This window comes from Okeania sp. SIO2B9, assembly GCF_010672505.1.
Classification (GTDB): Bacteria; Cyanobacteriota; Cyanobacteriia; order Cyanobacteriales; family Microcoleaceae; genus Okeania; species Okeania hirsuta.
Window position 1 is genome coordinate 1 of sequence record NZ_JAAHGK010000212.1, and the last position, 7,589, is coordinate 7,589.

General features: G+C 33.5%; 10 protein-coding genes. 2 read left to right on the top strand and 8 right to left on the bottom strand.

Annotated elements, in window-relative coordinates; genetic code table 11:
* Positions 1 to 112: 112 nt before the first annotated feature.
* From F6K13_RS10055 to dapF, 7 genes are all read right to left on the bottom strand, one after another.
* The gene (locus tag F6K13_RS10055) at positions 113 to 565 is read right to left on the bottom strand and encodes a phospholipase D-like domain-containing protein (RefSeq protein WP_339379431.1); all 453 of its coding nucleotides are present in this window, start codon (positions 563 to 565) and stop codon (positions 113 to 115) included.
* Between the two features lie 7 nt (positions 566 to 572).
* Positions 573 to 770 carry a hypothetical protein gene (locus F6K13_RS10060; RefSeq protein ID WP_205127420.1) on the bottom strand — a complete coding sequence of 66 codons (198 nt, stop codon included), beginning with the start codon at positions 768 to 770 and terminating at the stop codon, positions 573 to 575.
* A gap of 102 nt (positions 771 to 872) precedes the next feature.
* Positions 873 to 1,316: a hypothetical protein gene (locus F6K13_RS10065; protein WP_205127419.1), complete on the bottom strand. Its 444-nt coding sequence runs from the start codon at positions 1,314 to 1,316 to the stop codon at positions 873 to 875.
* A 330-nt stretch (positions 1,317 to 1,646) separates the two neighbouring features.
* On the bottom strand, positions 1,647 to 2,003 hold the full coding sequence (locus F6K13_RS10070) for a hypothetical protein (RefSeq protein ID WP_124145739.1): 357 nt from the start codon (positions 2,001 to 2,003) through the stop codon (positions 1,647 to 1,649).
* 212 nt (positions 2,004 to 2,215) lie between these two features.
* Positions 2,216 to 2,344 (bottom strand): hypothetical protein, encoded by a 129-nt coding sequence (locus F6K13_RS10075; RefSeq protein ID WP_275670397.1) that lies wholly within the window; start codon positions 2,342 to 2,344, stop codon positions 2,216 to 2,218.
* Positions 2,345 to 2,672: 328 nt separating this feature from the next.
* Entirely contained in the window at positions 2,673 to 3,818 is a 1,146-nt protein-coding gene (locus tag F6K13_RS10080; protein WP_124145738.1) for a hypothetical protein, read from the bottom strand.
* Between the two features lie 440 nt (positions 3,819 to 4,258).
* Positions 4,259 to 5,113 carry a diaminopimelate epimerase gene (dapF, locus tag F6K13_RS10085; RefSeq protein WP_124145737.1) on the bottom strand — a complete coding sequence of 285 codons (855 nt, stop codon included), beginning with the start codon at positions 5,111 to 5,113 and terminating at the stop codon, positions 4,259 to 4,261.
* A 76-nt stretch (positions 5,114 to 5,189) separates the two neighbouring features.
* Here dapF and F6K13_RS10090 point away from each other — a divergent pair, with 76 nt between their 5' ends.
* Entirely contained in the window at positions 5,190 to 5,402 is a 213-nt protein-coding gene (locus F6K13_RS10090) for an RNA-binding protein hfq (RefSeq protein ID WP_124145736.1), read from the top strand.
* A gap of 550 nt (positions 5,403 to 5,952) precedes the next feature.
* On the opposite strand, the gene F6K13_RS10095 is transcribed toward F6K13_RS10090, so the two are convergent.
* Positions 5,953 to 6,225, bottom strand: coding sequence for a cation:proton antiporter regulatory subunit (locus tag F6K13_RS10095; protein ID WP_240039022.1), 273 nt, complete (start codon positions 6,223 to 6,225; stop codon positions 5,953 to 5,955).
* A gap of 257 nt (positions 6,226 to 6,482) precedes the next feature.
* Here F6K13_RS10095 and F6K13_RS10100 point away from each other — a divergent pair, with 257 nt between their 5' ends.
* Entirely contained in the window at positions 6,483 to 7,358 is an 876-nt protein-coding gene (locus tag F6K13_RS10100; protein ID WP_124145734.1) for a M23 family metallopeptidase, read from the top strand.
* The last annotated feature ends 231 nt before the right edge of the window (positions 7,359 to 7,589 follow it).

The following is a 7,589-nucleotide window of genomic DNA, read 5'->3' on the forward strand; positions in this document are numbered from 1 at the left end:
TATATGAAGTACAAATATTAATTATAAAACCGGTGTAGCACAGACATCTTGCCTATGATAGCTCTACCAAACCCTATCTGGAAATCCCCTGTAAATCAATAAATTTGTGATTTTAAATAATTAAATTAATCCCACTGTTAAATAAATCTTCAATAGTTTGTTTATCTCTAATAATGACTCCTAGTTCATCTCTATATGTTAAATTGGGGTCTGCTCTAAATGATAAAAAGTTAAAGCTGGTTACTATGGCAAATTTATCATCACAAATAATTTGTTTACGATGACTATTTTCAGTTTTGTCAAATAGGAGATTTTTGTGATTTGCCTTTAAATTCTCTAATTGTTTAATAGACTTATCATCATTTTGAGAATTTGAACCTTTAATTCCATAGATTATATAAACTTTTACTTTTCGTCTGAGGGTAGCTTCTAAATTTGATAAAAATTCTTTGTCTACTACATTTACTTTAATCGAAGGTGAAACTATCATTAATCTATTTTTTGCTTCTGTTAAAGCTTTAACTAAATATTCACGAATTTGATAAGTATGAACTACCTCTGAAATTCTAGTTTTATTTTGAACTTACTTGAGTTCTTTCTGAAGCTTTTTTTTCTTGTTTGACTGAATTATTTTTAGTTTCTACAAAATTATCAGGGTAATCAATAGAGTCAATTTTTGTAGTTAACTTTTCTACAGTTTGAATATCATCATCTTGAATATTAGGAATAACTTTGTTGACCGAATCTTGAGGTGGTTTCTCTTCTTCCATTTATTGAAAAATTGGCTCAAGTATTTTTTTCCCTTCAGCATACAATTGTTCTATAGTCTTCCGATATTCTGGTTGAATAAAACCTCTAGAAAAAATCTCATATTAAATTTCGCGATCGCTAGGATTACTTTTATACAAAACTAGCAAAACTTCATGGTATTGAGGATATATTTTTTCTATGTTATTAACTTGTACTAATTCTATGGGATTAGGATTATTGGGATCGGAATTTTGTAAAAGTTTTTCAATATCTGGGTAGTAATCAACTAAATCCTCTATATGACCTTTCCTTGGTTTTTTGATAATTTTATTTATCGCACTATTTTTATGAATTTTACTGTCAAAAATTTTCAGAGAAAAGGAGTTGGTTAATTTTCCATTTAGAGTGTCTAGATAAAAAGTCTGAGTTTCAGAAATAGGAGCTAAAATTGTTTGTTGTGCTAAAACATTCAAACCTGCTGCTGTTAACTTTAAGTTTTCTTCTTTTTTGACTAAATCTCGGGAAATTAATTCTGATAATACCTTTTCTATTTGAGAACTTTTCATACCAAGAAAACTCGAAAAACAAATAGGTAGATAAAATCAAACATAAATTTACTGTAGGGGTTTGCTAACTAAATCCCTTAACATTTATTTTTCCTACATTAGTTAATATAGACTGCAAAAAAAGTTAATTCTGACCCTAATCTTCAATTAATATAGTGTTTCTCAAACTTGTGAGGTATACCAAAAACATCCCATGTTCAGTGCGATCGCTTAAATTTAATAGCTGCTACTCCCTCGTAGGTCTGAGAAACGCTATATACTCAATTCTCTTCTTGTTAAATCAACGATACCAGTAATAGTTGCTTGCTTATCTGCCTAAGCTTTTTTCTTCTAGGGTTTTAGTGTGGAGTAAATGGATAAAGGAAAAATTTGTTCCTGTTTATTGGGACAACCAGGATTGGATACATCAGGTTCGACTCCACTACAAGCTTCAACAACCTGGACAATCTCAGGACCTTGATTTACTGAACTATAGGTTTGCTCAGGAGCTTCTGAAACTCTTTGCGCTGTATAATACACTTGAGGATCATTTGTTTCATCAGTAACGAGAATCGGACCAAGAACCCCGAGCGGTGTCCCACCAACAATATTTTGTAACGTAATAGTTAGCAATTTATCTTCTGTGAGAGCTTGTCCTTCTGCAAAGAAAAGAATACATTCAAAAGGTATATTTCCTACATTACGCAAGTAATGTTGACTCGCTGGGGATAGAGGTTTAATTGAGTAAAGTTACCCATAAACTATCCTAACCAATTTTTCATTCCACTCCTTATTTATAGCAATGAGCGCTGGTATATTTACAAATTGCAGGAGGGGCAAAATAGCTAAAAGTCTTATATTATCAGCAATTTATTCCCCCAGATGAGCTGTTGCCTGTTGCCTGTTGCCTGCGCACAGCGCTATAACTTCTGTAAATTTATGAAATTATGATAATTTTCTTGATTATCACCCAGAATACTTTCTAATAATTTTGACTCTCCATCTATCCAAATTGAAATTATTGACTTTTCTTTAACACCTAATAACAAAACAAATTTCTAGGTGGTGCTGCATTTTAATTATAGGGAATTTTTATTATTTTAGTTATGTTTCCTGATAGAAACATCTTGCTCCCTTGCTAGAAATTATTCATCTCTATTTACCATTATTTCTAAATATCTTTGAAGCGATCGCCACCCTATCATCCTAATCTAAATAACCTTTAAATTACCGTTAAATTAAGGTTTAAAGCATCTCCTTGGCTGGACTACGGCCTGTCGTCCTACAGGTATAAAAAAATAAAAAAATTTCCTTTTAAACAATCCTTATATTAAAGAAGAGGTAATTATTAATTATTAATTATTAATTGTTAACAATTTAACCTTGATTAAATTCTTCAATAATCCAATGAAAAGTTTCTATTACTTGCCGTAATGCTGCATCATCTTGTAATGTGGATAAACGTAGACTAGGCGCTCTAAATTCTTCTAAATTTTCTGGTAGAGCTAGACCGATCGAACTAAGTTTAGCTCTTAATTCCAACCATTTAGTGTTGTGATTAAATGGAGGTTGACCACTATATTTATTCGAGTAAATTTCTAGATGACCTGAAATATCAATACTAAATAACTCTAGACTCTTTTTTCCAGGTTGATTAACTATTGTAGTAAAACCACCATAAACATCTCCTGTCCCCCATTGAATTGAGGTTATGGGTTCTTGTTTTTTTGCCCATTCATGAATTTTTCTGAGTATTGCTGCCTCATCAGCACCCCATCTAGTTTGAAATTCTTGAAAGAAAGATACTTCGTCCCACCTTCTTCTTTCACGGGTTGTGCTTGATTTTTTCAGTTGTGCTTCAGTCGTTTGACCAATTACTCTTGGAACTAAAGTTCTTAAACCTTCTTGACTAACATACTGTTTAATTTCTAATGCTAAAACTTCTACTGGATCTATCTGCTCGTTCAGAAATTCTACTACTCTTCGTAATTCTGCCGGAATATTATCTGCCACAAATACTAAACGAATTTTATTTGCTTGTAAATTCGTTTTCACTTTTTGCCAAAACTTTTCTTCGTCAGCATCTAGACCCAGAAATTTTTCAAATACTTGTTCTGGATCGCGACCATGTTCCCGACAGTTGACTTCAAACTGAGCAATAATTGATTCCAGAGGCCAATAAACTCCTACATTAGCAGCATAATCAATCATTTGACCTACTACTTGTTGGCGAATTTCTTCTTCGTAAGCACCTTTAACTATTACTAACGTCGGAATTGCTTCTTGGTCAAGAAATAAATGAGATAATGCCCATTGTTGTGTGATATCTTCCTCTGTTGATATTGCTATTTCCCGTGATATTAATAACCATCTTCTGGGAGTAGCTCTGTCTATATCATCTCCTGCAATTAGGTTAGGATAAGTTTCTATAAATTCTTGTAGTTGATCTTCAGACTCATAAGCTTGTTCTGTCATTTCCACAAGTTGATCGTTGTCACGAATTAGGTAAATACCTCCGCCCATGAATATACCTCTATTTTTAAGTCAAAATTCCCAGTCAAAAGCAATATAACTTTTAATTTTTATCTATAGCGCTTTGCGCAGGCAACAGGCAACAGGCAACAGCTCATTTGGGGGAATAAAAAACCTATTTTATCAGACTTTTAGCTATTGGGTAGTTCCTGCAATTTGTAAATATACCAGCGCGTACTGCTATAAAAGTTATTCTAAGTATTGAAAATAGTACAGCTAATTTTTTTTATAGCAGTCGAAGGAAAGGTAAGAACATATCAAAAGCTGAAAACTCAGACAAAGTCAGATTTTTCCTTATGCCTTATGCCTTCTGCTATACTACTTAATTAATTTTTGTTAATAACTGTCTTGAAAATGTAAACTTTGATATTTAAAACTAATTTTGAAATTTTCAAAAAATTAATTTTAAACAATTGCTAATCTCTACATTTCTATAAATTCATTATTGATTCATTTATCACTCCTGTAAATACTTTTTCTGCTGGTCCAGTCATATAAACTTTTTGGTCTGTGGTTGACCATTCAATCTCCAAACAACCTCCAGGTAGTTCAACTGTAACTTTGTTCTCGCTTCTTTGAGTTAAAACCCCTGCCACTACTGATGCACAAGCACCCGTACCACAAGCTAATGTTGCACCCGCACCTCTTTCCCATACTCGCATTTTCACATAATTTGGGCTAATAACTTGAATAAATTCTGTATTAGTGCGTTCTGGAAATACGGAGTGATGCTCAAATTGAGGACCTACTATTTCTAGAGCTATATCAGCAACATTCTCTACAAAAGTTACACAGTGTGGGTTCCCCATATTTACACAGGTAACAGACCAAGACTTTCCTGCCACTTCTAAAGTTTGATTAACAATTTTCTCATCAGCATTACCTAGAGTTGTGGGTATTTCCGATGCCAATAGTTTTGGCTGTCCCATATCAACTTTTACTTGGCCATCAGGTTGTAATTCGATTCCGAGCAGACCTGCACCAGTATAAATTTTATATTTAGTTTTATTATCATTATCTATTTCAGCAATAAATTTAGCTAAACATCTAATCCCATTACCGCACATTTCTGACTCTGAACCATCAGAGTTAAATATCCGCATGGTATAATCTGCTTGCTCTTGTCTAGGCAGAGCAAAAATCACACCATTTGCACCAATACCAAAATTGCGATCGCACAATTTTATCGCCTGTTCTGGTGTTACTATAGGTTGCGGGAGGTGGCGATTATCTATCAAAATAAAATCGTTGCCCAGGCCATGATACTTGGTGAATGATACTGTCATGATGATGCTCCAGTAATTAAGTTGAAATTTACTTTTAAATGAAAAGATTACGTGGGAAATATATTGAATAATTATTATGTCTGATTTTGATACCAGTTTACCCAGTGTTCGCCAGATTCAAACTTATATCACAGAGAAGAAAGAAGTAGAGCTAAAACTAATTACTAACGACCTCCATGTAGGAAAAGTTTTCTGGCAAGACCCAAATTGTATTTGCCTCTTAGACCAGTATGATTTACCAATTATAATTTGGCGACAAGCTATTGTTTATCTCAAACCAAAAAACTAATCCTAATTTTTTCATCGAAGTTTTTCTACCTTATTATTTTAATTTAATCAGAAATAGACAATTCCAGAAAAGAGGGAGTAGGCAGTAGGGAGTAGGGAGCATAGATAAATCATCAAATCAATTATTTATCTACGATAATTAATTTTATTTTTTATTATTTGAGATGTCTAATAGAAAATTCCAGAATAATGATGTAACTACAAAATTTGTGGCAAAGTCACATAAGACAAATATAGCACTACCCGCAAATCAGAAGTTATAAGTCATCTCTAACGCTAGTTTGAATATTGAGGAATGTTCTAAACTTTGATTCGACTATAACTATTAGACATAGGAGTAGAAATTACACTTATAGATTATTTTTTGTGTATTTTTTCATAAATTTTCTTCCCTGTTGCCTATTCTATTGCCTACTTTTGCAAAAAGTCGATTCTTTTTCACCAGATGTCTATTGCTAAATTTCTGTAGTTTCATTCACTACTGTAGTTAACTTTTGTTTTTTAGGATATCCCTGAGTCTGCGGAATTTTCATTTGCCTTACTTGACTTAGTTAATGGAAACCACCACAGATCAACAACCGATCGCCCACTTGTAACTTCGTATTTCCTTGAGGCCATCGGATAAATTTCCCTTCTCGTCGAATTGCTTGAATTTCTACCCCATACTGACGACGTAAATTTGCTTGAGATATTTTTTTGCCCGTATAAGGACTAGACTCACCTAAGATTAACCATTGACAAGAGGTACTTTCTTTTGGCACAGCAATTTCTCCTTTTGCCAACTTATCAAAACTCTCTAATTCTGAAGGTTCCCCTACTAACAAAAGTCGATCACCAATATCTAATATTGCCTGACCTCCTGGATAGTCAATTTCTTCTCCTTGGGATCTTGTAACATCTTTTTATCACCCCCAATTATTCGTAACATTCTTTTTTTAAATGGGTATAATACCTAAAACCTACGACCTAAAACCTTCTTTAAATAGATTTCTCCTGAGATGATAGGATATTTTTAATTTGAACCTGCAAATATAATAATTTAGTCTTTAATTAATCGCAAAAATTTTAACTAAAAAAACTAATGTTTTGGTCTATCAAAATTAAACAGTTTATCCCTAGCTTAATTTTAGCTATAGTTACAACAATACTGGTAATAGCTAGCCCTGGATTCAGCCAAACTGTACAAATAACTCCTACTAACCCACAACTTGGAGATACTTTATCAGTTGTAATTCCGGAATCAATTAGAGGAGCAACTCCTACAGTTAGTATGGATGGAAAAACCTATCCTTTTTTCTCAATTGGACAAAATAAATTGAGGGCATTATTACCAACTACTCCTTTAGACCGACCAGGTACACGACAGCTTCAAATTAACACTGAAGCAGGTGTGCAGAATGTAAATGTAAATCTGCAAAGTCGCTCCTTTCCCACTCAATCTATTTGGTTGCCTCCTGGCAAAGATTCTCTCAAAGGAACAGACTTAGAATTTGACAGAGTGGGAGCATTTAAAAAACTTGTCACTCCAGAGAAATTTTGGAATGGTCCATTTATTCGACCTAACCAAGGTCCTGTAAGTACAATTTATGGGGTGCGACGGTATTATAATGGAGAGTTTGCTGAGAACTATTATCATCGTGGGGTAGATTATGCAGATTATAATGGCTCTCCCGTAGTAGCTCCTGCTGCTGGTCGTGTCGCTCTAGTGGGATTAGAATCTCAGGGTTTTGAAATTCATGGTAATACTGTTGGTATCGATCATGGTCAAGGGGTAACGAGCATTTTTATTCATTTGAGTCGTATCAATGTTAAAGAAGGTGATTTTGTCAAAGCTGGCCAGTTAATTGGTGCTGTAGGATCTACGGGGGCATCTACAGGTCCTCATCTACATTGGGGACTATATGTATCTGGTCAAGCTGTCGATCCTGTTCCTTGGCGATACGAAGGTATTGAATAAAACTTTTCTAATTAACACATCAAGACTCAGAAATTTTTTTCCACCGACTTACTTATATGTGATTTTTAAGTTTTTCTCTGAAAAGTAAGATGATAGTTGATCTTGACTTTGATTAACTTATAATTTTAATCTGATAAATATGTAGAAACCTTATTTAAAAATTATTTTCAGTAAACTTAGAATAAAACTTATGAGCATAGAAAAAATTGTTGAACAAGCTTTACAAGATGG

Coding starts and splice junctions, on each gene's coding strand:
- F6K13_RS10060 (WP_205127420.1), bottom strand. CDS start 770: ATGGAAGAAGAGAAACCACCTCAAGATTCGGTCAACAAAGTTATTCCT.
- F6K13_RS10065 (WP_205127419.1), bottom strand. CDS start 1,316: ATGAAAAGTTCTCAAATAGAAAAGGTATTATCAGAATTAATTTCCCGA.
- F6K13_RS10080 (WP_124145738.1), bottom strand. CDS start 3,818: ATGGGCGGAGGTATTTACCTAATTCGTGACAACGATCAACTTGTGGAA.
- dapF (WP_124145737.1), bottom strand. CDS start 5,113: ATGACAGTATCATTCACCAAGTATCATGGCCTGGGCAACGATTTTATT.
- F6K13_RS10090 (WP_124145736.1), top strand. CDS start 5,190: ATGTCTGATTTTGATACCAGTTTACCCAGTGTTCGCCAGATTCAAACT.
- F6K13_RS10100 (WP_124145734.1), top strand. CDS start 6,483: ATGTTTTGGTCTATCAAAATTAAACAGTTTATCCCTAGCTTAATTTTA.